Source organism: Marinactinospora endophytica, assembly GCF_054780875.1.
The window spans coordinates 1-658 of sequence record NZ_BAAGVM010000043.1 but is presented as its reverse complement, the minus strand read 5'-3'; the positions used below and the strand labels follow the sequence as shown (position 1 = coordinate 658).

General features: G+C 70.4%; 1 protein-coding gene. It reads right to left on the bottom strand.

What is annotated here, in order from left to right:
* A partial coding sequence (locus ACYVHU_RS26695) for an alcohol dehydrogenase catalytic domain-containing protein (RefSeq protein WP_498949925.1) occupies positions 1-607 on the bottom strand: 607 nt, incomplete at its 3' end.
* Positions 608-658 lie beyond the last annotated feature (51 nt).

Below are 658 nucleotides of genomic sequence, written 5' to 3'. Positions count from 1 at the left end.
CCTCCGCGCCCAGGTGGTGCGCGATCTGGATGGCGGCCATGCCGACCCCGCCCGCGCCGGCGTGGATCAAGACACGTTCCCCGGCCTTGAGCCCACCCAGATCCACCAACCCATACCACGCCGTGGCAAAGACACTGGGGATCGAGGCGGCTTGGGTGAGATCCCAACCCTCCGGAACCGTGGTGAGCATCCTGTGGTCGGCGATGGAACACGGGCCGAAGTTCCCCTCGCCCATCCCCATGACGCGGTCGCCGGGGCGCAGGTCCTGCACACCGGGCCCCACCTCGGTCACCACACCGGCCAGCTCGACGCCCATCGCGCCGGCGTCCCCGGGGTACATGCCCAAGGCGTTGAGCACGTCGCGGAAGTTGATGCCGGCCGCGCGCACCGCGATGCGCACCTCACCCACACCCAACTCGCGATCGGCCTCGGGAGCCGCGATCAGCTCCAACCCCTCCAAGGACCCCTTGGCCGTGCTGTCCAACCGCCACGACCCACCACCCCCAGGCGCTACCAACACCCCCGAGCCACCCAGGCGTTCCAGACGCGGCACCAACACCTCGCCCTGGCGGACGGCCAGCTGAGGCTCCCCCTCCACCCCCAACACCCCGGCCAACACACCCGCCGACCCCGCAGCACCATCCACATCCACCAACAC